The sequence below is a fragment of the Micromonospora sp. LH3U1 genome (genome assembly GCF_028475105.1).
Taxonomy (GTDB): domain Bacteria; phylum Actinomycetota; class Actinomycetes; order Mycobacteriales; family Micromonosporaceae; genus Micromonospora.
Genome location: NZ_CP116936.1, coordinates 271,742 through 296,351, shown reverse-complemented (window position 1 = coordinate 296,351; position 24,610 = coordinate 271,742). Strand labels below are relative to the sequence as shown.

The window sequence follows — 24,610 nt, the reverse complement described above, 5'->3', positions numbered from 1 at the left end:
TCGTCGCTCCTCGGTTGCATCCAAAGGCGCAGAAAGACCGCTACGCGGAACTGCTTGTCCGCCAGCGAGTAGGATGTCCGGCACGGTCAGAAGAATGGCGTCGCCAAGATACGTACACCTGAAGTTACGGTGCTAGCACTCTGCGCGTCTATGACGTCCTCGATGGCGGGGAAGTGCCATCCATGGCGGTATCCTGTCGCGGCCATGCCGCGTCGGCACCGCCTTCCGGCCTCCGCTCGCGCACCGACGAATAACGGTAGGAGCAGCTTGTCGAGTCGTCTTCGGATCGCCGTTTCCGATCCGCTTCCCATGTTCGGCCGGGGAATCGCCCAAGTAATGGGCGACACCGACCACGATGTCGAATTTCCCGGCGATCTATTTACCTGGAGCGGGTATGCAGGACAACATCTCATTTCGCTGACCCTGCTCGGCCCGTCAGATTGGACACTGCTTGCGACGCTTCGGGACAGCCGGCCGCGAACCGCGGTGGTTGCTGTCATCGAGAACGGCGATGTGGACCTATGCGTGCGAGCGCTGACCTCCGGCGCCGTCGGCGTGATGGCGCGGGAGGCCGACGCCGGTACGGTGCGCAGCGTCCTGTCGGCAGCCGCCTCGGGCCACAGCCTCCTTCCGGCCGACGTGGTCCGGGCTCTGACGTCACCCCCCCGATCAGCGCAAGCCGGACATGTCCCTACGGAGATCGAGATCTCGTGGATACGCCTGCTCGCCCAGGGCTTCACGGTCGCGCGGCTGGCCGCGCACGCGGGTTACTCCGAGAGAATGATGTTTCGCGTCCTGCGCGCCATCTATGGACGATGGGATGTCGCCAACCGCACCGAGGCAATCGTCCACGCACGCGGAAACGGCTGGATCTGAAAGCTGTCGGCGGGGGCGTGATCAGGCCGGCTCGTAGGCCCACACCATCAGCTGGGCACGGTCGCGGCAGTGCAGCTTGGTCATCGCGCGGTTTTGCCGTGAGTCATGGCGGTGAGCGAGCCGCTCACATGCTCGCGGCGATCGCGTCGTTGCTCAGCCCTCGGGCCATCAGCTCGACGATCTCCTACTCGCGGACGTTCAGAAGGTCCCGTCGACCGCCAGGTCGGGCGGCACGCGGTGACGAACTCGCTGATCAACGTATGGATGACCACCCGGGACAGCAGCGCCTCGCCGTGGACGACGACAATGACGGCGCGCAGCAGGTCAGCCGGGGCGACCTACTTGAGCATGTACCCGCTGGCGTCGCCGCAGCGCGGGGCTCGTGCTGAACAACAAGCAGTTGGTTCGCGCATCGCTCCATCCGACCTGCACGGATTCACAGGTCAGCAGGTTGTGGGCCGCCTGGGACTCGAACCCAGAACCTAAGGATTAAAAGTCCTCAGCTCTACCATTGAGCTAACAGCCCTCTCCGCTTCAGGCTACCCGACCACCTGCGCCCAGGTTGATGTCCGCCCCCCGGTCCAGACGAGCGATGCTGATCTACGCCAGCCGCGACTCCCGAGCGGTGATGACAGGCAGCCGCTCGCCGGCTGACTCGGAGTTGCGGCGCATCGGGTGCAGGGTTGGACCGCCCGGCAGGACGATCGGTGGGCGGGCGGTGTAGCCGTGCCGGCTGTAGAGGCCAATGGCCGAGGTGGTGCTCGTCCAGGACGGCAGGCCTACGTGGTCGAGGCGACTGCGGTGGTGGGCGAGCATGGCGGTGCCATAGCCGGCACCTGTGTTGCTGGGCCGTACCGCGAGAAACGCCAGCTCGTAGTGAGGCTCGGTGGGCCGAGCCTTGGCGAGCAGCCGATCGAGGATGTCGAAGCGGTCGGTGTGCGCGCCCGCCCCGTCAGCCAGCCGCATCTGATAGTTCGCCGGTGGTGGGATGCTGCGGTATCGGTGGAAGCCGACAGTGGCGGCGGCGTCGTCAGTGAGGTGGATGTCGCCGTAGAACATGGCGTGTTCGATCCAGATGCCGAGGACGTCGGTGAGGATCTGGCGGCGTGGTCCTGCGTCGGGAATCAGCCATTTTGCGAGAGGGCTGGGATGCAGTGCGTCGGCGATGAGCGCGGCGACGTGGTCTTTGTCCGCCCAACGGGCGGCGCGGATGCGCGTTACAGCGTCCATGGCGAGATTTCCCTTCGAGATTGCCGGTCGCACAGGTCAGGAGTTGCCGCTGCTGGTGGCATGGGCGTGGACGAGGAACAGGTGGTAGTCGTCAACCAGGGGGCCGGTTCGGTCGCTGCCCGGTGGTGGTGTGAGTGCGGTTCTTTCGTAGGCGAGTAGTCGCCGGTGGTGGGGTTGAGGATCAGCAGGAAGCGGATGGCGTTGGAGGTGGCGCTGACGCCGATGCCGGTTCGGCCTGCGCGGTCGGTCACCGAGCCGTGGTACGCGATTCCGGGGGTGTCGCTCAGGACGGTGAGGACCGCGGTGCGGGCGGCTTGGTTGGGAGTACGCCAGCCGAGCAGGCTGACGAGGCCGCGAATGACGGCGGTGGGTCCGAGGAACCGGGGCTGGGTGGCGTCGATGTGCGCGCTGAGCGCTACCGGGTCGGTGGCGATCGGTCCGATGGGTCCGTCCAGCTCGCCGGGCTTGTAGGTGCTGTCGTCGGTGGGCTGCTGACCCCTGGGGTAGCGGCTGCGGATGACGCGTCCGGAGGCATCGTCGGCATGCCAGCGCTGCTCTTCGAACAGCACGATCCGCGTGGTGGCGTTGTTGCCCGCGACCGTGGTGTCCGAGGCCCATTGCAGCAGGTGGACGTAGGCGAACCGGCCCGGGATGGCATCGCAGCCGGACGGCCCAACCGTCACCGCTTCCAGAGCCTGCCGCGCCGAGGTCGACTCCGGCAGATGCGTCGGCGACGGGTCGAGTTTCTGCTGTGCGCGTGCCTTGAGCTGTGCCGCGCTCAGGGCGGCGGGTGAGAGACACGGCGGCACGGCCGGCCGGGACGCAGCAGTGGTGGAAGGCGAGGGTGGGGATTGGGCTGGCCCGGCGGCGCCCGTCCAGTTCGGGATAGCGGTGGCGGTGGCGAGGAGGCCGAGCGCGCAGGCGGCGGCAGTGACCTTTACGGCTCGCCGGCCCACAGGGTGGGGCGTCTCGGTCGCGGGTCGCACGTGGGGCAGGTTGTTCACGGTCAGCTTTCTCGAGGTGAGGTGGATTGGGGCTAGCGGTAGGCGGCGGTGGCGAGGTCCCCCACGGCGGCGTCTACGGCGGCGGTGATGTCGCGTACCGGCTGGTAGTGCTGCCCGGCGATGGCCTTCAAGCGAGTCGTCAGGGTGGTGATGTCGTCGTCGAGGTAGAGGTGCCTGGTGAGGCCGAGGTCTGCGACGAGGCCGCCGAGGGCAGCGGTGTGGTTGTCGGGTTCTTCGCGGCCGGCGGCGAGGTAGCGCAGGCGGGAGCGGGCGATGACCGCCCATTTGCTGTCGGTGGGCAGGTAGGTGTCGGCGCGCACGAGGCCGCCGAGGCGCCGTCGGGTGTGGTGACGCAGGATCCCGCCGGCGACGAGTCCGGCGCGGGTGCGGTCATACAGGTCGTCGGAGAACATCCGCAGCCACCCCCGCAGCGGTGGGTGGGCGTGGCGGATGGTCGCGGTCGCGGCGTCGGCGATCAGATCCCCGACTGGCCGGTCGATGTGCGGGTGTATCCGTGGGTGGCTGGCCGGGCGGATGTCGTCGTTCGGGTCGAGGGTCACCCGCCCGGCCAGGTACAGGTCGATCAGGACCGCGCCCGCGAGTCCCAGGGCGAGGGTCTGCCGGTGCACGTGGGGGTGTCCGGTGTCGTCGTCGTGGCCGAGGAGGAACAGGTCATCGCGCAGCGGCAGGCGCGGGATCGACGCGGTCATCGGCGGGGCTCCTACCGCAGCCCGGCGGTGAGCCGCCGCAGCCGCTCGTGCGCCCCGTCGTATGCGGGTCCGGGGGCGGGGAGCAGGGTTTTGTCGATGGCGGCGAGGACGGTGTAGTTGGGGTCGCACACGTTGCCGATCGGCGCCCGCCCCGCCTGGGACACGAGTTGGTAGGCGTCCAGGGTTTCCAGGCCGGTCAGGGCGCTGGCCCATCCGACGAGGTCGTGCTGGGCGATGCGGTAGGCGTCCTCCAAAGGGCGGGCGCACCCGATGGACAGGATGTCCCGGTCGGTCTCCAACCGCGGCCACCGTGTGGTCACGCCTTTGATGACGTCGATGGCGAGGGTGGTGGTCGTGGCGATCTCCACGCCGACGCCGCAGGCCTCTCCCTCGCCCTGGCGGGCGTGCCCGTCGCCGAGGGCCAGCATCGCCCCGTGGACATTCACCCCGAGGTAGAGGGTGGTTCCGGCGCGCAGGTGCGGGGTGTCGAGGTTCCCGCCGTGTGTGTCGGGCACGAGTGTGGAGCGGGCTTCGAACCCGCCGGGGGCGACACCGATCGTGCCGATCATCGGGTCCAGCGGCAAGTCAGCGCTGTGGTCGCTGCGCGCGGCCTCGAACCGTACGGTTCCGGCCTGCCGGTCGATGCCGTACACCCACACCCGCTCCTCCAGCGGAGGCTGCAGGGTGGCGGTGTGGGAGGTGGACGTCAGTGCCCCGAAGTGCGGGAACGTCGAGGACACACCCCAGTCCCGGGCCGGGATGATGGCGGCGAGGTGGACGGCGAGGGTGTCGCCGGGCTCGGCGTCCTCGACGAAGAACGGCCCGGACACCGGATTGAGGTACGGCATGCGGCACACCTGCGACGGCAGGTCCGCCGGCCCCCGAACGCGACCACCGAAGCAGTCCTCCGTCACGACAGTGAACACGTCACCGCCGCGCACATGCGCCACCGGCATCCGACCGCCGAAGGTGTAGGCCAGCTCGTCTCGGGCGGGCCGGTAGGTGAACGGGATCATGCCGGTCACACCCGCTCCACGTGACGCGCCTGCGGCTCCGCCGGTGCCAACCCCGAAAGGGCAGGTCGGCGGCCAGACAGGTACAAGCCAGCCAGAACGACCATCCCGATGGCGAGCCACGCCAGGCCGAGACGCTGGGCGGCGATGTTGGCGTTGACCACCACCCACACCAAGATGGCGAAGCCGACGGCGGGCATGACCAGGTGCGCCCACCAGTTCCCGCTGCGCTCCCGGATGAGGTGATGCACCACGACCGAGACGTGCAGGACCAGGAACGCCACCATCGCCCCAAAGTTGATCAGCGACGACAGCAGGGTGATCCCATCCGAACGGGTCGCCATGTACAGGCCCAGCGCCAGGGACACCGCGCCGGTGAGCAGCGTCGCGTTGATCGGCACGTTGCGCCGGATCGACACCTTCGCCAGGAACGCCGGCAACTGCCGGTCACGGGCCATCGCGTACAACAACCGAGACGTCGCGACCTGCGCGACCATCGAGTTCGGCAACCCCCACGCAATCGCCGTCGCCACCGCGCACACCGTCGCCAACCAACCCCCACCGGCCACCGCGGCGGCGTCGTAGAAGGCAGTGCCGTTTGGATCGCCCTCCGCAAGAAGGCTGCCGGGGGCGGGGACGAGCATCGCGGCCAGCCACGTCTGCGCGATGAACAGCACCCCGGCCAGGATCAAGACGGCCGCCATCGCGCGGCCGATCTGACGGGAACCACCCTTGGTCTCCTCGGCCAGCATGCTGATCCCGTCGAAGCCAAGAAAGGACAAGACCGCGAGCGACACCGCCCCCGCCACCAGAGACCAGGTGAACGTGTCGGAGTTGTAGAACGCCTCCCAACTGAACCGGCCCTTCCCGGTCGCGAGAGCCCAGCCCGCGACGGCCAGGAAGACCGCCAAGACGATCAACTCGCCGACCAGCATCACCCGGGTAACCAACGCGGTCATCCGGATCCCTACCGAGTTGACGACCGTGTTGACCGCGACGAACCCGAGCAGCCACAGCCACACCGGCACCGCCGGGACCGTGGCGTGCATCGCCACCGACGCCACCAGGTACAACAGCCCCGGCACGAGGACGTAGTCGAGGAGGATCACCCAGCCGGCGAGGAACCCGACCGGCGGGCTGATGCCGCGCCCTGCGTAGTTGTAGACGCTGCCCGACATCGGGAACGCCTTCACCATCTGCGCGTACGAGAACGCCGTGAACACCAACGCCACCACACCGACCGCGTACGCGAGGGCCACCATCCCGCCGGAGCCGGCGTAGACACTGCCGAAGATCGCCATCGGCGCGATCGGCACCATGTACACCAGCCCGTAGGCGATCAAGTCGCGGAAGCGCAGCCTCCGGGCCAACTCCTGCCGGTAGCCATAGCGCGCCAATTCATCTTGCCCGTACATCAACACCTCCGCAGGGTGCGAACGAGAGTTCTCCCGGATCGCGACATCGAATTGAAAGACTCGCCATATGCCACGCGGTGCCGCCAAGAGATTGGCGGTTCGGTTACGTCCTCTCCCTTAGCCGCCGAGAAGGGGCATGTAGCGGGGCACTCTTCCCTCGCACCGACGAGCTTGCACACGACTGATGCCGTGGAGGCCTCGTCGGGGCGAGCCGACCTATCTGGATGACGCCAGACGATGGGCGAATGCGTGTCGAGAGTCGCGCAGAGTTGTCCTCCAGCACAGCCCACCTTGGAGGGTCACCGTGAGAACCCACGGTGCGTTCTCGTAGACCTGCAGCTTGCCGGCAACTTAGAAGCAGGGCGCAAGACGCACTCCTGCCGCCCGCAACGGAGGGTCGACGCTGCCAACTAATAGGGACAGGCTGGGAGGTAGCGGCCCAAGGCTTCTACTTAACCAATGACGGATGCCCGTTGCAATGCGCAAACTGGCTAGACTTGATTCCACAGCGGCAAGAGCCGGTCAGAAGGGTGGCGCGCCTCCAGCGACGATCATCGGCGAGCGGTAGGAACGGAAGTATCCGCGGAACGGCTCGAATCATCGCCGAGCTCTTCGGTTAAATGATCTGCCAATGACCGAGCTCTTGAGGGCCCTTCCGGAGGCCAGCGACGCGGCGGTGCACCTCGGCTGCCGCTTCGGTGCCCGGCCGGGACTTTCGAGCGTTGGTGGCGATCATCTGCAGCTCCCGGAGCTGACACAACTGCTCGAAGCCCTGCCACGAGCTGACATCCCAGCCGTAGGCCGCCGTGAAGTCGACGAATGCCGCAGGGCCCGGTTGGGCAAACCGGCGACAGTGAACGGCAACGGTGGCCAGGTCCCACTCCCGGGGGCCGATGGCGGCGCCGTCCCAGTCCGCGAGCACCGGCGTGCCATCGAAGCGGCGCAGGGCGTTGCGAGTCTGGGGGTCGGACTGAATCAGGCTCATGCCGCGGGGGAAGTCCATCTCCGACCAGCGGGCCGCCAGTAACTCCAGGCGGTTCAGCAGTAGGTCGCGTTCCTCGACACTGATGATCGTCGACCGTTCCAGCGATCGGCGGATACTTTCGATCGGCTGGAGCTTGGGCAGGTTCACCGGCGGAGGAGGAAGGGCATGCAACTTGCTGAGCAGTTCACCGAGCTCAGCAGCGGTCACAGGTGAGTCGTGTGCCGGATTGAGCCGTTGCCAAATGGTCACGGCATGCTCGCCAACAAGCAAGGGCTGAGGCAGGCAGGGGCTCAAGCCAACAGTCGGGAAGCCGCGATCATCCAGCCACCGTACGACGGCCACCACGGTTCGGGTCCGTTCCAGGCCGATGTCCACGGGGGCGATCTTGACCACCACGTCACCAACCGCGTACACGGCGTTTGTGTGGTGTCGCAGGAGGCTGGCACCAGCGTCAGACATGTCCAGGCGACGACACACCTCGGCGAGCACCGGACGTGTTCGTGCTTCGACGAACATGTGGCTCCTACGGATCGAGCACGGGGGTTCCGCTAGCAAGCGTACGGCCGCGCTCGCGGCAAGCCCGCACGTAGTCAGTTAGCGCGGCAACCTCGCTGCCGCGGTGCCTTGCCGGGATGGCGGAGATCACGTCGGTAACCCTTGTAAGGACAATCTCGGCACGCTGCGCCTCGGGCAACGCCGCGACAGCGTCGAGTGCCGACACCGCTGCCTCTGCTGACCGGTGGTCTCGGACCAGGCACATCGACCGGTCCAGCGCGATGAGAGCGGGATCGATCGGCACCGAGGGCGAAGCCCCGTACAACCTCAGCGCCTCATCTTGGACTTGGATGGCTTGGCTGGTATCGCCGAGCCATGTACTCGCCCCAGAGAGATAGAACAACAGCCGCTTCCGCGGGAAGCGGAATGCCGTGTCACTGTCGTCATCACCGACGTGATCGAACAGCTTGCATGCCTCTGCGATCGCTGCTCGCGCCTCATCGGCCGCACCGAGACGGGCCAGCGCTCGCGCTCGTCCAGCCGCCGCGAGCGCACTGGAGGACGATGGCGCTGCGGATACGGCCAGTGCGGCCTCCGTCAGTGAGACCGTCTGCTGCGGGTCGCCGAAGTAGTAGGGCAACATGGCCGACTGGGCGCGGACCAGAACCCGTAACCGCGTCTCCGAGCTGTCGTCCGCCGCATGGATGGCTGTCCGGTACCACATGCGCGCTTCAACAACGTCCCCGAGTCGCATGAGCGCGTCGGCGCACATCGTGGCCAGCAGGGCTGCGATGCCGGAGAGCCGCGCCTGAACCGCGGCGGGTTGTCTGCGCCGGGAGAGGATTCGGATCTCGGTGCACTCGCCGACTAGCCGTGAAAGCATCACGGTAGGCGGCACGGATGGATAGACCCGCATGTGTTCGCTGGCCGACTCCTCGATGAGATCCAGCTGCAGCGGCGCCACGCTCGACGACGCGAGGGCATCATCCAACTCGATGCGAAGTCGGGTGAGCGCACTGATAGGTGCACTTGCCTCGTCGCCGGGTGACTCTCTGCGCCGGGGAGAGCTGGCTACCGTTCCGGTGCGTCGGTCGGCTAGTCGGCTTGCCCGCGCACTTGTCTCCCGGTCTTGACCCAGACCCATCACCGCGCGGGGGATCCGCAGTCCGACAGCGATCCGCTCGAGCACGTCGTACGCCGTCACCTGGCGCACGCCCTTGGCAATCTCGGCTGCACGGTTCGCGGATACGCCGACCAGACCCGCGATGGCACCGTAGGAAATCCCACGAGCATGAAGAAACCGAAAAGTGGCAGCGATGTCCCGGCGTTCCAGGAACTCGCGGATCGGACGCCCCTCCCAGACTCCCGACACCCACCATGACGGATCGACCTGCCCGCGCACGAGCGCCTCCAGCCATACGACAACGAGCTTGGACAATATGATACGGATCGACGCCGTCGGCGAATAGTGGATCGTGGGGTTTCGTCAACAAGAACTCATCGCCCGCCAGTGTCCTCACGGGAGGCGGCCGTTTCAACCCCACCATGACCCCCCACCCTGGTGTCGACGCCAAGCCAAGAGCTTGGCAACCTACGAAGCTCCAGTTGATAGGCAGCAAGGAGCGGCTTGACGAGAGGCGTGCGTTTTCTTGCTCAAGCGGCTTCCCGGGATACAGATTGAAGCTGCCCACGAAGCCCACCGCACTCTGCAAAGGGGATGGGGATGCTGCGAGATTTATCGCATCTTGAGGAGGTCGCATCGGCGTGGAAAGTTAATGCCGAAGACGTCCTGCTGATCGCACTGAACAGCAGTGGGGCGAGGTCGTCGTTGACAAGACCGCGAATGCGGTTCAAACTGCGCCTCGACTCACGGCCAAGCGACCCGCTTTTTCTGATCCTATCCCTCGGTCGCGATAATTCTCCGTTTGAGTTGGACGAGCACGAGTTGCGACTTGGTGGCCAACGGGTCGGCCAGGTAGAGGGCATCGAGGATGACGACGCGGTGCTCGGCTACTGGCGCAATGGGAGGAAGATGCTGACCCTCAACTCCAATGCTCGGTCGCAATGTACCGGCTGCGTATTCTGTCCCAACACACTAGAGGATGCGTCGGACCCAAGGCTGCGGACACCTGACCTGAACGCCTACTTCGCCGCACTCACTACAGATTTTGGGATGCAGGATCTCTCGGCCGTCGACACCGTCACGGTCTGCACCGGCTGCTTTCTGTATGAGCACCTTGCGGTTGAGCACCTAGCTGACGTTCGCGCCGCGATGACGGATTACGGCTGCACCGGAACGCTGCACTTCCTTTCTAGTGTGCTGACCACCGACGGCGGCCTCGACCAAGCTGCGGAACTCGGACCGTTCCACCTGACGATGACTGCGGAATGCTTCACCAACCGACCATCCGTGTTGAAGGAATCCAAGGCCCGACTTGCTCCGGACGCAATGGTTGCAATACTCGCCGCAGCTATGAATCGAGGAATCACAACCGACTTCACCTACATCGTCGGGTTGGACACCCCGGCCGAGGCCGCCGAGGAACTGGCGAAGTTCATTCCGGCAACCAGCACCTTCCCGCGCTTCCAGACGTTCCAGGCGCACAACCCATTTATGGATGTATACCGAGCCCCCGGCTCGGACACTATTGAATGGCATCTGGACATGCGGCGTCGCGTCGAGCGGCTCTTCGTGGACACGCCAATGCGGCCACAGTGGTGGCAAAATTACCGCAGCCCATGGTGCTTCACCTTTGCCGGGGAAGAGCTTGCCGGGCCGAGGATCTGACGTGAATACCGTCGTGCGGGAAATTCGCGCTCACCAACTTGCAGGCCAGGACACACGCAGGCTCCGCGAGTTGGCGGAGCCGCTGTCATCGGTCATGGTTGAGCCCAAGGGTACCGGCTGGCCAGAGCACCAGCGGCGCTATGCCTTGGAGTTGGTGGCCAATGGTGTTTCCGGTTGGTTCGGACCCGTCAGCGAAGTCGTGCTCACTCTCATCCGGGACAACCATGCCGCCGGACTAATTGGGCACGACGTCCTCGAACACAGAAATTTCCCGCGCAGGTCAATAGTCGGAAGGCATTGTTCCGGCGCCCACGCCCGGCAAGCCCAGTCGGTGCTGGAGCTTGCCTGCTGGGATCTCGCGTCACGGGCCACTGGCACTCCTGTCGGTGCACTTTTGGGTGGTGCCGCCCGGATGGCAGTGCCGGTCTACGCGTCGGCGCTCGGTCTGGACGTGCTCCATCCTGGGACGCCGGAAGCGGCCGAATGGATCGACGGTGCTGGTTTCTGGGGTCAGAAGTGGGCCTTGCCTGCGACCTTGATCGACCTTGGGCCGATGGCCGTCGATACCTGCCTGAGCCGCATCCGCGCCGCCGTGCCCGATGCAAGGATCATGGTGGACGGGCTCGGACAATGTCGCCTGGATCAGGCGTTGGCTGTACTCCCAGTACTGGTCGCCCTTCGGCTTACCTGGGCTGAGGAACTGGTCGAGGCGGGGAGCGCAGCATGGTTGTCGCTACGCAGCCGAGCTGCGGGCGGCGTCCCCATGGCAGCGGGAGAGCATGCCTATGACCCGGGCGAGCAAAGCCGCCTGCTGACGGATGGGCTCGTGGATATTTGGCAGCCCGATGTCGCTTGGTGCGGAGGGATAAGCAGGGCTCTCCACACCGCTCAGGTCGCGGCCGATCTCGGCGTGGCGACTTTCCCTCACGGAGGCAGTCTCGCGGCAGCGGTGGCGTTGGCAGGGGTCTGTACTGCACGAGCAGTGCCGGCGGTCGAGTACCACCTGACCATTGAGCCCTTGCGGCAGTGTGTCGTAGTAGACGCACTACGACCAATCAATGGAGAGTTGCTCGTCCGAAGCATCCCGGGTCTGGCCGAGTACGCAATGCCTGCCGGGGCACTCCCGATTTCCCTCGGAGCAGTGCAGTGACGGCCATCGGACCCTCGGTCCCTGACTCGCAGAGGACGCAGGTTATCGGGGACCTGCTCGTAGACGTGCGCGCGGTCTGCTTCGACCTAGGCGGAACGCTGGTTAAGATTCGATCGAACCCCACCACCGGTCTGATCGCCGCGAGGCTCGGCATCAGCCTTGACGAGGCGCGCTGCCGAGTCGAGCGCAAGGCCAAACGCCAGCGACACAATCCTGCCGACTTAGCTCGCACGCTAGTGGACGACTTCGGACGCCCCAAACTGTTCAGCGTCATCGAGCAGCTGCTCACTACCGCACAGCGAAGTAGCCAGCGGCCCCCCTTATACCCAGATGTCGTCACGACCCTTCACGCCCTGCGGCGACGCGGATACCAGGTATATGCCCTATCTAACGCCTTGGGGTCGTCAGCTCCGCCCGAGCCGCCGGTTTTCCACAGACTGTTCGACGCTGTCGTGACCTCCTACGACACGGGTTGGTGCAAACCCGAGCTGGAAGCTTTCAACAGTGTCAGATCCCGGACGAATCTGGAACCACACCAGTTTCTGCACGTCGGTGATTCACTCCGCGCGGACGTGAACGGCGCATTGGCCGCTGGCTGGCGTGCGGCTCTGCTGAGACGACCCGGTGCTCCTCGGAGTGCCTCCGAGCTTCCCCTCGGGGTGCCACAACTGCGCAGCCTCCCAATGCTGCTGCCCCTCCTGCCCGCTATCCCCTGACTCGCTGATAGGAGGCACAACCGGTGGACCAAATCGCTGCGGCCCACGAGGCGCTCCTCCCGTCAGTACCACTATTTGACCCCACGCAGCTGCCGCTGCGCGAGTGGTGCGCCGGCTCAAGGGAAGATCCGCTGACTGGCCTTATCGCATTCCCCGACTTCCATCACTATCTACCGCACCGCCTCGTGTCAACGCTGGCTCGCGGTGGCATCGTCGGCTTAGCAATTGGCGATGTGGACGGACTGAAGCAGCACGTTGAGGCCGCCAACACCAGCGACCCCGCGTCATTCGGGCATCTCGCTGGTAACCGTGTCATGGCGAGGCTTGGTCTTGAAGCCCGTACCTGGTTCCACCGCTTAAGCTGGAGCGAGGGTTGCGTGGCCACCTTCGGTGGCGACGAGGTCATCATCGCCGCAGCCATCGACGCACCACAGGACTTCGTTCTGGCGATTACTGAGCTTCGTGACCGGCTCGCCGCGACGCTGCCGGTACCCGTGTCGTTCGGCCTGATGATGGTTGGTGCCAGACACCTGCCGGCCGGACAGTCCGGAGAGACATGGCCACATCCGTTCACGGATACCCTTCTCGCCACCGTCGACCGCTGCTTGTTCGCGCACAAGGCGATGCGGCGAGCGAGATCCGCCGGCGGTGCCATCGTGGCCATCACTCAACCGCCCGAGCCAGATAACGCCCGCCGCCCGGCGGACCTGAGTACGCTGCCAGCGTTGCCCGCAGCCCAAGGCTCTCCCGCCTGTGCGGTCGCACGACTTACCGAGGTTTCCGGTCGTGCGGTGTTGCTCTTGCCGTACGCCGGTCCGCAGGGGCTGCGCGGAAGCCTCTACCGGGTTGCAATCAACGGCGGTAAGCCGACCACGCAGGTGGTCCTCTCTGTGCATGGTCAAGCAGCCCTCGCCGCAAGCCCCGACGACGACAGCAACGAAGTAGCCGTCACCCTTCAAGTGATCCACCCCTCGACTCCTGCCCAGGTACCGGATGATCTCGCCGCTGCGCTCACCGCCGCAGGCGGCACGTGGCATGCACTCCCCATGCATGAGCGGGGCCAGCTTCTGCACCTCATCCGTGAATCGGCCACTCCCGCGGTCCGGGCTCAACGGATCACCGCCGCCGTGGCCGCTGTCACCGTCCGCACTCGGACGTCGCCATGACCCGCCTAGCCGCACTGTCAAAGCTCTGGGGTGAGACGGCCGACAGGGCACAGGCTGCAGTGCCGGATAGTGCTGTCGAAGCACTGTGGCGGGCCCTGAACTATCTGTCAGCAGGCCAGCTGTACCTTGCTGCCAATGTACGACTGGACCATCCCCTGCAGCTCGCCCACGTCAAGCAACAGCCACGAGGCCATTGGGGCGTCTGCCCACCTGTCAACGCGATGCTCGCCCAGCTCGCACCCCTCGTGGCAAACCGGCTGCCCGGGACCGACCTGGTGGTCCTCCATGGAGCAGGGCATGCAGGCCCATCCGCGCTTGCTTACGCCTACCTCTCCGGCGCGCTCCGGATTGACGGATCAGCCAGGGCTTGGTCATGGCGGGCACTGACCAGACTTGTGACCGAGTTTCCTAACCCTGAAACGTTCGGCAGTGAAATCACTCCATTGATCCCGGGAGTCCGCTATACCGGTGGTCAGCTTGGGCCAGCGCTGGCCGTCGCCCAGGGCATGGCCCTCGACGCGCCCACCCGTCTCGTTGTTCCGCTGATAGGCGACGGCGAGTGTGAGACCGGTGCCACGGCAGCCGCGTGGCTCGCCCGGCGAGCCCTGGTAGGAACCGGCGAGCACGGCGCCGTCCTCCCAGTCGTCCTACTCAACGGGCTGCGGATGGGCGGTCCGTCTCTCCTCGCCGGAATGCACCCATCAGACCTAGAGGCATACCTCGTCGGTCTCGGCTATCAGCCGTTCATCAGCGACGGGTCAGACCCTGCCGCACTACGCCAGACAACCAGGGCAGCACTGCACTCTCTGCAACCGCTAGACGCCGATGGCACCCAGCCAATGATCGTTCTCACCATGCCTAAGGGCGCCACGGGTCCAACTTCCATCGGTGGACGCATGATCATGGGAACACCGCGGGTTCACAAGACTCCGCTCTCCGACCCGTACCGCGACTCGGAAGAATTCGCTGAACTGAAGAGCTGGCTCGGCAGCTACCGACCGCTCGAACTTTTCACGTCTGCGGGTGCACCAACCACTCTCGTCTGCCAGGCGTTGCCCACACATCCGGAACCCTCGGCCGCTGCGGCTAGCTCCCCATCAGTGCGACGGGCCACGCGAGCCACCGACGTAAGTGCGGCTATCCGAGGCCGGGCGGCAGCGGGCGGTTTCAGACTGTTCAGTCCAGACGAATTGACATCGAATCGCTTGATCCTCGCCCAAGACGGCTTCATTCCGCCATGGGTCGTGGAAATTCTCAACGAGGAACTGTGTCACGCCTGGTCGCAGGGCTACACAGAATCCGGGCGAGACGCCCTGCTCGCCACCTACGAGGCGTTTGCGCCAATCAACATCAGTCTGTTGGCCCAGCAGCTCAAGCATCGTCGCCTACAACGCGCGTTGAGAACACCCATGCCGAGCATCAACTACCTCGTCACATCGCTCGGCTGGCGCAACACCTACACCCACCAGTATCCCGGTCTCACCGGCGCACTCCTAGATATGTCCGACCCCACTGTGCACATCTACTGCCCGGCAGACCGGGTAAGAGCCGGCACCACACTAGCCGGGATGCTCAGGAGTAAAAACCAAACCAACGTTCTTGTTGCCGACAAGCATTCGGGCATTGAACACCCCACCTCTACCATCAACGCCGAACTGGCGAACGGCCTCGCCGTATGGCCACACCTATCACACGCCGGTCGCCCTCACATAATCCTCGCCTCTGCCGGAGACATCGCGGCCGAACAGCTCAGCGTGGCCGTGAAAAGTCTCCGCCGTACCCACCAGCAACTTCGGGTCAGGTATCTGCACGTTCACGACCTCACCGTGCTCGGATCGCCCGTCGTACGGAGTGCTGGCCTCGACCGCGCCACCTTCACCGGACTGTTCAGCCCCGGCGTGCCTGTACTCATCGCCACCACCGGCCTGGCAAGCAGCATTCACGCGCTGCTGGGCGAGCGCACCGACAACAACAACGACCGATTCAACGTGGTCGGTTACCGGGACCCGGGACGGCCGACGTCCCCCGCGGCCCTGCTTCGCCACACTGGCATGGCCGCCGAAGACCTCACCCGACATGCTCTCGCCCTGGTCAAGGGAGGCCACCCATGACTTCTAACCGAGCCGGCGCTCCGCCTGATCCCGACGCCATCCAGGCTTTCCACCGGAGCGGCTATGCGATCATCCGTGACGCATTTACCGAGGCCGAAAGGCTGCAGCTACTCGGCGCAGCGAAAGACCTGCTTGCCTCTCCGGTCACCACAGGCCGTGACCGTGGCGCCGACGGCAAGGACGGCTTTCGGGGCATCGTCAACCTAGCCCCAGTCTTCCTTCCCCTGGTCACCAACTCGGTTGTACTGCCAACAGTCGTAGCACTCCTGAGCCCGAACATCCGGCTGCTGTCCAGCCACCTCATCGCACTACCATCCATGCCGGCCAGCGGCCCACGAAGCATCCGCACGCCAGAGCGGCCGGGTTGGCACCGCGACATGTACGGTGTCACCGGCGACCTCGGTGACAACAACACACCATTGATGGCGATCAAGTGCGCCTATTTTCTGACCGACATCGCCAGCGACACCGGCACCACAATGTTCCTGCCCGGCAGCCACCTCGCCACGCAGCCCGTCACCATCCCAGCCGGCCACATCGATCCGCCCGGCGCGACGACGCCACGGATCTCTCAACACGACGTTGTTCTCTTCGAGAACCGCACCTGGCACGCGGCCGGCCTCAACACCTCCGGTAAGCCACGCCTAGCCGTCATGATGCAGTACGGATATCGCTGGCTCGCGTCAGTCGATGACCCTCCCGCCGACCTCTTGGAGCGCACCGATCTCACGGCCATCGAACGGCAACTCCTCGGCGAGCCCGACCGTGCTGCGGACGGGTCACTCGCCAAAGGCAGCGGCGCTGCCGCAGTTCGCGCCTGGTGGCAAGACCTAAGCAACAGACCCGCTATTCGCTGAACGTCCACACAACCTGCGGCCAAAAAGGAGAACGTGACCAATGCCGAAGCAGCCCGACCAACTGTTCATCTCCACTGCGCCTTACTACGCCAAATATCGGCCCGGCTACGACCCCGCGATGTACGAGCATCTTCGCCTGCGCTTCAGCCTTGACGGCACTCAGCGCGTCTTGGACCTGGGGACCGGCACGGGCACGATCGCGCTGCCGCTCGCGGCGCTTGTCGGCGAGGTCATTGCCGTCGACCCGGAAGCCGGCATGCTGGAGGAGGGCCGTGCACTCGCCGAAGCGCAGCGCATTGACAACGTCACCTGGCTGCTCGGCGACTCCACAACCCTGCCCGCGATGAACATCGGCCCAGTCCTGCTCTCCGTCATGGGCGCGTCATTTCACTGGACCGACCGGCACCAGACCCTGCGCGACCTCGAGAAGATCATCGAGCCCGCCGGCGCCGTCGTCCTCGCCTCCGGTGGCGCACCGGGCGACATCGAACCGGCCCCCTGGACCGATGTCATCACCGAGGTACGGACCCGCTACCTCGGTCCCGGCCGGCGTGCCGGTAGCGGTACTTACCAGCACCCCACAGAACGCCACCAAGATGTCCTCGCCCGGTCAACGTTCCGGCATCTCGAGATCCACACCTGGGATCGCACCGTTACGCGGACCCTCGACGAGGTCATTGGGCTTCAGTTCTCCTACTCCTACAGCAGCCCAGCCCAACTAGGACCAGATAAGGCGGCATTCGAAGCCGACCTTCGAGACGCCCTCATCAAGTACAGCCCCACCGGCTTGTTCGATGAACTCGTCCGCACCGAGGTCATCATCGGCACCAGGACCCAGGGGTAGCCCGAGGCTACGGAGCGAGGGTCGACCGCTTGTTGCGCGAGAGCCTCGAAACGAGATCCACTTTCACCGCCAGCTATGTCGAGGTTCCACCGCCGATCCACGTCATGACTGGGGCCGAGTTCTTCGACTGCCGATGTCTGGTGGGCCTCCCGGATACCCCGGTAGTTTCGGCTGCCGGGCATCATCACGGTCTTCGATTGGGGAGTCGGCTACGTGTCGCACGTTGAGAAGGTCACCGCTGAACTCCGGGCCCTGGCGGCAGGCGTCGAGCGCGCGCATGGGTTGGCAGCCGCGGCCGACGGCCAGGCACAGGAGGTGGCCCTGCGAGCCGCAGGCGCTGGCTTCGCCGCGGTGGCGGTGGGCGTAACGCGAGTGCGGAGTGCGATCACCGATATTCAAGGCGGCCTGGGCAGCCTCGGCGGTTCGATCGGCGAGGCAACGAAGGCAACCGCGGCCGTTCCCCACCGGGCAACCCCACAAGAAACGATCGCCGGACTGACACCCGTCCACGCGGGGGTAGACAGCACCCGAGACGCGACGGCAGCGACTATCGCTCAGGTTGGTGAGGCACAGCGGCTCGTCACCATGATCCTGCAGGGCGGGCAGCCCGGACCCCTGCTACAGGCGCTGGAAAGCATCAAGCAGGTCCTGGTACTCGTAGTCCAGCGCACCAGCACCACTCGGCAACTCATCGAAGCCGCGATCACCGAAGCACGGCAGATCGGGTCCTCGGGAAACTGATCAGGGCTGGCAGTCCCAGACCGGCCAGCCCGTCCCCTCTTGCCACCACCAATCCGAACCCGCCGCCTCCCGCCTCCGGCGGCGACGCCTCCGGTGACCGCAACCCCACGCCGTGGAGCCGGCACCCAACCGGCGTCCTCGGCGGATCGCCCACCGGGCCCCGAACCAAAATCCCGCCACGGGCGGATCACAGGGTGCAGCGTGCGTTGGAGTTGGAGAACGCGTGTGCCGACACGGTCGCTGGCAAGGGTTACCGCTTGCACCAGAACCCGACCAGGCAGGAGATCGCCGAGGCGCGGCGGAACACGGGCGACGGCGGGAAGCCGGACAAGGAACCGGACTACCTGATCGAAGGCCATGTCTTCGACTGCTACTCGCCAACTCCCGCGAAAGCCACGCGCGGCGTGTGGACGGAAGTGTCGGGGAAGGTGGCCAGCCAGCAGACCCAACGGATCATGCTCAACCTGCAGGACTGGCGTGGCGACCTCGGCGCCCTGCAGAAGCAGTTCGACGATTGGCCCATCCACCACCTCAAAGAACTCACGGCGCTGACCCGCAGCGGTGAGATCATTCAGATCGTCCGACGAGACTGAGAAGGCAGGCAGCACGTGGGTATCGAGTACCGACTGACGCTGGCGGGTGACATCCCGCTGGAACATGTGGCCGAGATCGCGGCTCCTGGGAACGTCGAGGAGTCAACTCTGCCCGGATACCCCCGACTACTCGGCGCTGACCTCGGTGAGGAGTCCGGCTACACCGTCAGCGTCTATGCGGGTAGGAACGGTTATTACGACGCCGAGGACGACGACGGCTCCCAATGGGAATGGGAACCCGACACGTACGTCAACATCGTCTTCCACATGCTCAAGGACGACACGTCCGGCAGGGCTGTCCCCGACATGGTCGCGGCCGTCGACCGGCTGCTCGCCAGCAGGCCGGAGGACGCGGCACTGACACTGAACGGTAACTGGCTGCTACTGACCCGAGTCGCAGGAGCCCTTCGAAGGCACCGACCGTCGTGGTGGAACAACTATGGCCTCGACCATCGTCCCGCCTGAGTAGAAGCCCCCGAGTTGGGATGCCCGCCCCAGGGCGTAGTGGGATGCCACGCACCGATGAACGTGCCTGCCCCGCAGGACCGCATAGCTCGTCTCCGCGACACGCTTGAATCCATCCAGGCAGCGCTCCGGAGGAACCCAGCCGTGATTCGTCGATACTCCTCCGCCGGCGCCGTCGTCACGACCAACGACCTGAGCGCTCCTTCGATCCTGCTTCTCGATCAGGTCCGGGGTAACGGCGAACGACAGACCGTAGCCCCGAAGGGTCGCCTTGAGCCGAACGAGGCACCGTTGCAGGCAGCCGTGCGGGAAGTAGCCGAGGAGACCGGCCTGACCCGTACTCAGTACGGCGCGTACCTCGGACAGGAGAAGTACGTCTTCACCGACAATGACGGCTCGCCTGCGGCGAAGACCGTTGACTGGTTCCTCTTCACCACCACGACCACCGCCGCAACGCCTGCCAGAGACGAGGGCTTCGTCGAAGCTCGTTGGCTCGACGCCCCCGCCGCCCGACGAGCGGCCACTCATGTTGAATTTCAGCGGATCCTGGACCGCGCCCTCGCCATCATCGCCTGGCGTTCGGCAGGGCCACTCCCATTCAGTCGCAGCCTCAGCCAACTCGTTACACAGGTGGCAACGGAGGCTCAGGCCGCCATCGCCGAGCATCCTGAAGCGGGCGTAGGCCTATGCGGATCGGCCGCCCGCGGCGATTTCATCGACGGCTGGAGCGACGTCGACTTCGTCGCCTGGAATCTCCCCGCGACCTCGCGAACAGCAACCAAGATTAACGATATCGTGGCCGAAGCCTCCAAGCCTCACGGCATACGAGCCTCGCTGCATCTCGCCGGCGTACACGCTGGCACCGTCCGCAGCCTCGGTGCTCTGCACGACATGACGATGCGGGTGGTGCGGGACCGCGTCGGCCTCGACACCGCCGTGATCGCAGGCGCGGGCCCGACGCACACCACAACTACAGCAGCAACCAATCTTGTTGAGGACATCGCTGCGCTTCACCACATCGCCGTGAGCGGCCTCAGCGGCAGACACGACAGCAGTACCCAGCGCGAGGACGCCGCCCGCCACGTTCTGTCCGTGCTCGCATGCGCAGCCCGGCTTCTAGTCGTTGAGCGGCAGCCGAAGGCACCCCTGCGGCTCCCCGAGGTGGCGGAAGCTCTACGTCACTGGCCGGGCAAGCAGCTCACGAATCTGCTGTGCGACTACGACGGATTCCGCCGGACCGGGACGCTCACCCTCAACCAGGCGGAACAACTCGCCGCACGTGTACCGGCAGCACTCATCGAAGCCGCCGGCAACCACCGCGAACCCCGCCTGGTCCGCGGAGCAGACGGGCGTCTGCCGGCGGACCGGCACAAGCGAGGGACCTGACGGCCACGTGGGGGCGTAGGTTCGCCAACATGTCCGAACTGCCGCTCGCGTCCGCGTTCACGGTCTTCAGCGAGCAAGACTCGGGATGCCTGTCCTACGGCGTCGAGAATGCCGGGCGCCGCTGGTTTGTCAAGAAGGCCACCACCGAGCCGGCCTGCCTCTCACTGATCCGAGCCACACGATTCCACGCCGCAGTCCAGCACCCAGCGATCGTCCGCCCCGAGCAGATCCTCAACAGCCCTGACGGGCCAGTGCTGGTCTACCCGTGGCACGACGGCGCAGTACTCAACCACGCCACCACGCACGGCTCGGACCGAGCCGCACTTACCCGGTTCCAACAGCTGCCTCTCCACGACGTCGAGGCGGCGATCACCACGATCCTCGACGCGCACGAGGCCGTGGCAGCGGCTGGCTACGTCGCGGTCGACCTGTACGACGGCTGTTTCCTCTACGACTTCGACGCTCGACAGATGTGGCTGATCGACTTGGACGAGTATCGGCCCGGCCCCTTCGTTCTCGACGCCGAGCGCCTGCCCGGATCGCGCCGCTACATGGCCCCGGAAGAGTTCGTCCGCGGTGCCGTCATCGACCAGCGGACCACTGTGTACACCCTCGGCCGCACCATTTGGCACCTGCTCGACTCCCCCCACGGCTGGCGAGGCACCCCGTCCCAGGCTCGGCTTGCGACCCACGCCACCCGCGCGGCACCCGGAGATCGACACCCCGAGGTAGCGCGCCTGGTCACCGCGTGGCGAGCCACCCTCGCGGACTGAGAAACGCTTCTGCCCGCCGACGCCCCGTTAGTTGTCTGTCCTCGTACGCACCGAGGTTTGGCTCTGCGGTGAGCATCGCCCGGCCGCCCGGGCCCCGACCCGGAATTCGACCTTCACCCGCCCACCGGTGAGCACGAAGTTCGCGGCCTGCCAGCCGAGCGACAGGCCGGCGAGCACCAAGCCGCAGATCGCGACGACAAGCGATGCGTACTGCATGGGTGCAGACCGTAGCCGGTCGTCTGCGCGCCAGCGTCCCGGCCGAGCTAGCGCCCTACGCCGTTTGCACCCGGCCGCCGCCGCGGTGACCCCGAGATAAGCTCGGTGCGGCCCACCCATGGCCGAAGGGATACACGTGAACGAAATGCCGGTTCCGGGGCAGCAGTGCCCGGAGGACGGATGCAAGCAGATCGTCACCGACGTCTCCGGACCAGAGCTCCAGTCGGTGAAGCCTCGTTACGGTGGACCGGTCCACCTCTACCGTGACGTTGACGAGCTGGTTTACACGGCCGAGCCGTGCAAGCACCAGAACCGCCAGCGGATCGGCTAATTCGGGCTTATCGGGCTGGCGCTTCGAGGGTACCGAACGGCCCGCCAGGATCGATCCTGGCGGGCCGTTCGGTACCCCGAGGCTTAGAACACTCCCCGCCCTGGCTGCCGATTCAGCACACCTCTCGGCGGGCTTCGGATGCCACCGCTTGTGCTTCACTGTGTTGTCGACCATCGCCCCGCACTCGGTCGGCGTGGGCATACACGGCAACTTCACCGGTGGAGCGCTCAAGGCCGTCGGTGGATCGCTGACGACCTTGAGCGCTCGCCGGGATCAGGCGTCTTCGCCACTATGTTTCGCGTTGCGCCTGCGGCTACGACGGCGAGCAACCATGGTTGCCGCCGCCAGCCCGGCCATGATCAGCGCTGTCGGCAGGTTCTCGACGATGCCGTCCAGCGCCGCAGCGAAAAGCTCGTTGATCATCGGCGTGTCCTCCTTCTACCCTTCCGGACCTGACGAAAATTCTCGCGGCCGGATCAGGCCCGCAGACACGCTGCGTTACGGGAGACGACAACATGGACTGTCCCGGACCGCACGGGTGCGTTCGGCCACCGGCGGGTTACGGCCCGGGGAGTCCCGGTACATTCCGGTACACCGAAAGCCTGAGGAAGCGTTCAATTCGACCACCACATCGAAGGTCACTACGCTTGATCGCGCCTGCCACCCGGCGGGTGAGCCTTGACCTTCAGGGGTGGCATGGCGGCGCTGAGTCGCGCTCCCGACGTGACCGGAGGATTGAAGCAGCTCAACCATGAGCTGCACCGCCTCCATGCCCGCGCCGGATATCCATCGGTCCGCGACATGGCACGCGCCTGCGACTGCGGTCCGAACCTCGTCAAGAAAGTCTTCTCGGCGCCCCAGATCCCCAACTTGCCGCGGCTGCTCAAAATCGTCGAGTTCCTTGCCAAGCTCGACCGCAAGGCCGATCCGGACGCGCAGTGCGACCATTTCGACTCGCTGTGGCAAGCTGCCATGGCGGAGCAGGTGCCGGACCTCTTCCCGCCATCGATCACTGACAGTGATGACGACGACGGCTTCGGACCCCCTGCGGCTGGTGCCCGGCCCAGCCCGCCCGGCCCAGTCGGGCCAACTGGCGGAGGAGTGAGCACACCTCCCACCGCCGGCGAGCCGGCAGCATCGTTCTCCGACGACGGTGCCGTGCACGACTCTATTCCGGACGCGCCTCAAGACGAGTGGCGAGCACTTTTTGTCGGCGTCGACAGCTATCTGACGACCGACGCAACACAAGTCGTCCATCGCGACTTGACACCAGCCAGGCAGCTCGCCGACATCTTCCACGATTCCGGGGACGGACCTTCCTCGGCAACCAACGAGCTTCTGTTGAATCCCACTCGGGCGCGCCTCTGGTCATCGTTCGTCGAGGCGGCGTCCCAGACGCGGGAGACACTGGTCATTTACTACACCGGTCACGGGATACGCGATGCCCGAACGTCCGAGGTGTACCTGACCGCCGCTGACACCACCACCACCGCTGACGGGTTCACGGTCGACGCCATCAGCGTGCGAGATTTCCGGTACCTACTGGCATTAAGTCCAGTTAAGCAACTTGTCTTGATCGTCGACGTGTGCTTCGACAACAGTTCGGAACGACGGACGACTGTGCTGCCGACTCGGCCATTCCCGGAGGAGCCCTACAACGTCCGCTCGGATTCTTCGCAGCGCAGGACTTTTGTCTTGGCGAACAGTGCCGAAGCGGGCCCGAATCTCTCCGCGTTCTCGTCGGGGCTGGTACAGGTTTTGGCGGCAACTGGCAGCGGCAAGACCATGGCATTCCTCCATGCCCAGCTGGCGGCACGAGCCGAGGCGCAGCATTGGCACGCGCTACGAAGGGCTCACCTCAACGACGGCGACCAGATTCGACTGGACGGTCTGCTGCGCGACCGAGGACCGGCCCGGCATTCAGTCTGGCATGTCGATGACCGGCTGAAGTTGACCCATACGGCTGCTCCACCGGTTGCTGCATCGGTTAACGATCTAGCTGTAGTCAATCGAACCGGCCAGGGGATTTTCGTAGCCAGCGAAGGTGCTTACCGAACCATCCGTTTGTGGAACCAGCGCGACGATAGCTCCACGTCTGACTCAGGCGCCGCCGCGGGAGTGCCGACCCGCCGTGTAGAAGCCCTAACGCTGGCTGCAGTCGCCGACGGTCGAATTGTGATGCTCACAACCGGCAGCGATGGCACACTCGAATGGTGGAGATGGGGTCCGGGCAACCGGATTGCCGCGATGCCTTCAGCCAACACCTCGCCGGTTACAGCGATCGCCGCAGCCGTGCTACCGGACAGACGCGCCGTCCTTTGCGCGATCAGCGACAGTAAGACCATTCTTAGCTGGGCAATGGATGAAGGAGCGAGCCAGCGTCCAGGCCGGCTGCAGTTAGACGACCACGTTAGCTCGATGGCAGTAGTGTTCACGCCAAAGGAGCGAGCATCGGTAATCATCGGCCACTCAACGGGCAGGCTCGTCGTGCGAGACCTTGAGAGCGGTCACCTTTTGGCGACTTTGGACACCGGACAGCGAGGAGCCGTCAAGGCGGTCGCCGCTGGCTTGACGCCTGACGGTCGAACCATGGTGGCGACGGCTGATGAAACCGGCACCGTGCGGTTCTGGGATCTCGAAAATCATGCAGCGATCGGCGAGCCGATCCGGCATGCCAGCGACAAGGTGATCCTTACCGGAATATCGGATGCGGGCGGCGTGCTATTCGCTGTCGACACGCGGTAG

The 24,610-nt window shown here is 65.5% G+C and carries 23 protein-coding genes and 1 tRNA gene; 14 read left to right on the top strand and 10 right to left on the bottom strand.

Features of this window, described 5'->3' with window-relative positions:
• Positions 1 to 267 precede the first annotated feature (267 nt).
• The gene (locus tag PCA76_RS01430; RefSeq protein WP_272614716.1) at positions 268 to 876 is read left to right on the top strand and encodes a helix-turn-helix transcriptional regulator; all 609 of its coding nucleotides are present in this window, start codon (positions 268 to 270) and stop codon (positions 874 to 876) included.
• Between the two features lie 454 nt (positions 877 to 1,330).
• Here the strand turns inward: PCA76_RS01430 and PCA76_RS01425 are convergent.
• The 8 genes from PCA76_RS01425 to PCA76_RS01390 all read right to left on the bottom strand — a co-directional run bounded on the left by PCA76_RS01425 (position 1,331) and on the right by PCA76_RS01390 (position 9,166).
• Positions 1,331 to 1,402, bottom strand: a tRNA-Lys gene (locus PCA76_RS01425).
• A 74-nt stretch (positions 1,403 to 1,476) separates the two neighbouring features.
• The gene (locus PCA76_RS01420; protein WP_272614715.1) at positions 1,477 to 2,106 is read right to left on the bottom strand and encodes a GNAT family N-acetyltransferase; all 630 of its coding nucleotides are present in this window, start codon (positions 2,104 to 2,106) and stop codon (positions 1,477 to 1,479) included.
• Entirely contained in the window at positions 2,094 to 3,092 is a 999-nt protein-coding gene (locus tag PCA76_RS01415) for a hypothetical protein (RefSeq protein WP_272614714.1), read from the bottom strand. The genes PCA76_RS01420 and PCA76_RS01415 overlap by 13 nt, the downstream gene beginning before the upstream one ends.
• A 50-nt stretch (positions 3,093 to 3,142) precedes the next feature.
• Positions 3,143 to 3,820, bottom strand: a complete 678-nt coding sequence (locus tag PCA76_RS01410) for a GOLPH3/VPS74 family protein (RefSeq protein ID WP_272614712.1) — start codon at positions 3,818 to 3,820, stop codon at positions 3,143 to 3,145.
• A gap of 11 nt (positions 3,821 to 3,831) precedes the next feature.
• Positions 3,832 to 4,836, bottom strand: a complete 1,005-nt coding sequence (locus PCA76_RS01405) for an acetamidase/formamidase family protein (protein ID WP_272619117.1) — start codon at positions 4,834 to 4,836, stop codon at positions 3,832 to 3,834.
• 5 nt (positions 4,837 to 4,841) lie between these two features.
• On the bottom strand, positions 4,842 to 6,248 hold the full coding sequence (locus tag PCA76_RS01400) for an APC family permease (RefSeq protein ID WP_272619115.1): 1,407 nt from the start codon (positions 6,246 to 6,248) through the stop codon (positions 4,842 to 4,844).
• A gap of 616 nt (positions 6,249 to 6,864) precedes the next feature.
• The gene (locus PCA76_RS01395) at positions 6,865 to 7,749 is read right to left on the bottom strand and encodes a phosphotransferase (protein ID WP_272614711.1); all 885 of its coding nucleotides are present in this window, start codon (positions 7,747 to 7,749) and stop codon (positions 6,865 to 6,867) included.
• Positions 7,750 to 7,756: 7 nt separating this feature from the next.
• Positions 7,757 to 9,166: a hypothetical protein gene (locus tag PCA76_RS01390; RefSeq protein WP_272614710.1), complete on the bottom strand. Its 1,410-nt coding sequence runs from the start codon at positions 9,164 to 9,166 to the stop codon at positions 7,757 to 7,759.
• Positions 9,167 to 9,445: 279 nt separating this feature from the next.
• Between PCA76_RS01390 and PCA76_RS01385 the strand changes: the two genes are divergently transcribed.
• From PCA76_RS01385 to PCA76_RS01335, 12 genes are all read left to right on the top strand, one after another.
• Positions 9,446 to 10,516: a hypothetical protein gene (locus PCA76_RS01385; RefSeq protein ID WP_272614709.1), complete on the top strand. Its 1,071-nt coding sequence runs from the start codon at positions 9,446 to 9,448 to the stop codon at positions 10,514 to 10,516.
• Between the two features lies 1 nt (position 10,517).
• On the top strand, positions 10,518 to 11,666 hold the full coding sequence (locus tag PCA76_RS01380) for an enolase C-terminal domain-like protein (RefSeq protein WP_272614708.1): 1,149 nt from the start codon (positions 10,518 to 10,520) through the stop codon (positions 11,664 to 11,666).
• Entirely contained in the window at positions 11,663 to 12,382 is a 720-nt protein-coding gene (locus PCA76_RS32715) for an HAD family hydrolase (protein WP_442930190.1), read from the top strand. The genes PCA76_RS01380 and PCA76_RS32715 overlap by 4 nt, the downstream gene beginning before the upstream one ends.
• A 23-nt stretch (positions 12,383 to 12,405) precedes the next feature.
• A complete protein-coding gene (locus PCA76_RS01375; protein WP_272614707.1) occupies positions 12,406 to 13,548 on the top strand; it encodes a hypothetical protein in 1,143 nt (380 codons plus the stop codon).
• Complete coding sequence (locus PCA76_RS01370) at positions 13,545 to 15,659, top strand: hypothetical protein (RefSeq protein ID WP_272614706.1); 2,115 nt, start codon at positions 13,545 to 13,547, stop codon at positions 15,657 to 15,659. Before PCA76_RS01375 ends, PCA76_RS01370 begins: the two co-directional genes overlap by 4 nt.
• Positions 15,656 to 16,516, top strand: a complete 861-nt coding sequence (locus PCA76_RS01365; protein ID WP_272614705.1) for a phytanoyl-CoA dioxygenase family protein — start codon at positions 15,656 to 15,658, stop codon at positions 16,514 to 16,516. The genes PCA76_RS01370 and PCA76_RS01365 overlap by 4 nt, the downstream gene beginning before the upstream one ends.
• A gap of 40 nt (positions 16,517 to 16,556) precedes the next feature.
• Complete coding sequence (locus PCA76_RS01360; RefSeq protein WP_272614704.1) at positions 16,557 to 17,360, top strand: class I SAM-dependent methyltransferase; 804 nt, start codon at positions 16,557 to 16,559, stop codon at positions 17,358 to 17,360.
• Positions 17,361 to 17,573: 213 nt separating this feature from the next.
• Complete coding sequence (locus tag PCA76_RS01355; protein ID WP_272614703.1) at positions 17,574 to 18,101, top strand: DUF6244 family protein; 528 nt, start codon at positions 17,574 to 17,576, stop codon at positions 18,099 to 18,101.
• A gap of 206 nt (positions 18,102 to 18,307) precedes the next feature.
• Positions 18,308 to 18,694 carry a hypothetical protein gene (locus PCA76_RS01350; protein ID WP_272614702.1) on the top strand — a complete coding sequence of 129 codons (387 nt, stop codon included), beginning with the start codon at positions 18,308 to 18,310 and terminating at the stop codon, positions 18,692 to 18,694.
• Positions 18,695 to 18,709: 15 nt separating this feature from the next.
• Positions 18,710 to 19,159, top strand: coding sequence for a SitI3 family protein (locus PCA76_RS01345; RefSeq protein WP_272614701.1), 450 nt, complete (start codon positions 18,710 to 18,712; stop codon positions 19,157 to 19,159).
• 144 nt (positions 19,160 to 19,303) lie between these two features.
• On the top strand, positions 19,304 to 20,545 hold the full coding sequence (locus PCA76_RS01340) for an NUDIX domain-containing protein (protein ID WP_272614700.1): 1,242 nt from the start codon (positions 19,304 to 19,306) through the stop codon (positions 20,543 to 20,545).
• A gap of 29 nt (positions 20,546 to 20,574) precedes the next feature.
• The gene (locus PCA76_RS01335; protein ID WP_272614699.1) at positions 20,575 to 21,318 is read left to right on the top strand and encodes a serine/threonine protein kinase; all 744 of its coding nucleotides are present in this window, start codon (positions 20,575 to 20,577) and stop codon (positions 21,316 to 21,318) included.
• 27 nt (positions 21,319 to 21,345) lie between these two features.
• Here PCA76_RS01335 and PCA76_RS01330 read toward each other — a convergent pair whose 3' ends face one another.
• Both PCA76_RS01330 and PCA76_RS01325 read right to left on the bottom strand, forming a co-directional pair.
• Positions 21,346 to 21,534, bottom strand: coding sequence for a hypothetical protein (locus tag PCA76_RS01330; RefSeq protein ID WP_272614697.1), 189 nt, complete (start codon positions 21,532 to 21,534; stop codon positions 21,346 to 21,348).
• Between the two features lie 604 nt (positions 21,535 to 22,138).
• Positions 22,139 to 22,288: a hypothetical protein gene (locus PCA76_RS01325; protein ID WP_272614696.1), complete on the bottom strand. Its 150-nt coding sequence runs from the start codon at positions 22,286 to 22,288 to the stop codon at positions 22,139 to 22,141.
• A gap of 273 nt (positions 22,289 to 22,561) precedes the next feature.
• Between PCA76_RS01325 and PCA76_RS01320 the strand changes: the two genes are divergently transcribed.
• Complete coding sequence (locus PCA76_RS01320) at positions 22,562 to 24,610, top strand: WD40 repeat domain-containing protein (RefSeq protein WP_272614695.1); 2,049 nt, start codon at positions 22,562 to 22,564, stop codon at positions 24,608 to 24,610.